The organism is Nitratidesulfovibrio oxamicus (assembly GCF_015731765.1).
Classification (GTDB): domain Bacteria; phylum Desulfobacterota; class Desulfovibrionia; order Desulfovibrionales; family Desulfovibrionaceae; genus Cupidesulfovibrio; species Cupidesulfovibrio oxamicus.
In genome coordinates this window covers 1-1,730 of sequence record NZ_VRYY01000484.1, presented here as the reverse complement: position 1 = coordinate 1,730, position 1,730 = coordinate 1, and the positions used below count along the sequence as shown (strand labels likewise).

The window sequence follows — 1,730 nt, the reverse complement described above, 5'->3', positions numbered from 1 at the left end:
GCCCACGTGCCCGAGGCCGAGGCGGTGTTCGACGCCGCCCGAGCCGTGGCCCGCGAGCACGGCCTGCACCTGCGCCTGCCTGCCCTGCACCCCCGCAACCTGCGCCACTGCCCCGCCGTGGACGAAGGCGGGGCCTTCATTGCCTGGGACGGCAAGGTGGCCCCCTGCTACTTTCTGTGGCGCGATTACCATTGCCACATGTACGGCATGCAGAAACATGTGGTGGGGCGCTTTTTCGGCATTGTCGGCCCCGCGCAGGGGCAGGACATCATCGACGTGTGGAACGGCGCCGAGTACCGGGCATTCCGCGACAGGGTGACGGCCAAGGGCTACCCGTTCTGCACCAACTGCAACGTGTACCCCTGCGACGACATAGAAACCACTACCTTTGAAACCGACTGCTACGGCGAACCCGTGCCGTGCGGCGACTGTCCGTGGTGTCTGGGACTGTTGCAGTGCATGGGGCAGGAGTTGGGGTGAGGGGGGATGCCAGGCGAGATCCGACCAGCGCCCGAACCCAACCCGCCAGACAGCAACGTGGTGCATCCGTGCCACATGCGGAGAAGCGGGCTGGCGAGAGTGCGGGACAGCGGCGGGGGCGAGAAAACACGTACCGCTGGTGCACGCCGGGGCGGCTCAGCTGAAGCGCGCGGTCACCTGCTTGCCCGTGCTCTGCACGCAGTAGGCAATGCAGCTTACCGCCTCCGCCGGAAGGCGCAGGCTGTCCTGCAGGGCACAGGCAGAGGCATGATGGACGGAGCAGGACTGGCTGCGGCGAGTCATCAGCAGTGAAGGCACGCCGTTTCTGACAAGGCTTTCATGCAGGACGGCGCGATCCGCATCGTTCTCCATGGCGCCCGCATCGATCAGCGCGAAATCGAAACGGTGCGTATCCAGCGCGGGCAGGGCGTCTTCCACCCTGCGCACCACGAAGGCTTCCGCACCGCGCTTGCGCAGTTCCCACTCGCACATGAACGCGGACATGGGGTTGTTGTCCACCACAAGAACAAAAATACCCGTCAGCATACACCCCCCCAGGGATGGTGCCACGGGCCGCGCAGACGCACTGCTTCCGATGCAGGCAACCCGGCTGTCTCTGCTCGAGATCCGTGGCTTTCCGTCCCCGCTTCGCAGCGGGTTTGGCTTTCGCTTGTATACAGGAGTGGCGCACACCACGGAATGTGTCAATGTGCCACTCTGAGCACAAGAAGTCGCACCCCTCAATTTTAAATAATTATTCCGAGATATTCGCAACGGGCAACCATCCCCTCCCTTCACCCTACCCGTAAAATACGGGCTTCACCCAGCCGCCTGTATCGCCGCGGCCATATCCCATGGCGCGGCATGGCAGCCGCAACCTTCGCCATGGGCGCTGTTTCGGGCGTGCCGAAGGGCAGGCGGACAAGCAGGCGGGCAGGCTGCGGGCAAGCATGCGAACGGACGTGCTGTATCACTGGCGTCTGGACGCAGGGCCAGGGCGCTGGGGGCAATGCACATTGATGGGGACCAGGCACGCACTGGCGACGCCCCCACGTCTTACGGCCACGCGGCCCTTGCCTGCCGCCGCGCTCTGGGGCATGTCCACCAGGCGGGCTAGCCGGGCCCCCGCCCCGCCCATGCCCGACGACCAACCCCATCCACGCCTCGGAGGCCGCATGTTTCCGCTTCGCTCTGCCACGGCCTGCTGGTGCGCACTGTGCGCCGCGGCCATCGCCAATGGCGCCCTGCGC

At 65.8% G+C, this 1,730-nt stretch carries 2 protein-coding genes and 1 riboswitch; of the genes, one reads left to right on the top strand and one right to left on the bottom strand.

Features of this window, described 5'->3' with window-relative positions:
- The coding region (locus FVW20_RS14300) for an SPASM domain-containing protein (RefSeq protein WP_196610143.1) at window positions 1-480 on the top strand (480 nt) is incomplete at its 5' end.
- A gap of 156 nt (window positions 481-636) precedes the next feature.
- On the opposite strand, the gene FVW20_RS14295 is transcribed toward FVW20_RS14300, so the two are convergent.
- Window positions 637-1,026, bottom strand: coding sequence for a response regulator (locus FVW20_RS14295; protein ID WP_196610142.1), 390 nt, complete (start codon window positions 1,024-1,026; stop codon window positions 637-639).
- Between the two features lie 51 nt (window positions 1,027-1,077).
- A riboswitch (cyclic di-GMP riboswitch) is annotated at window positions 1,078-1,154 on the bottom strand.
- Window positions 1,155-1,730: the final 576 nt, after the last annotated feature.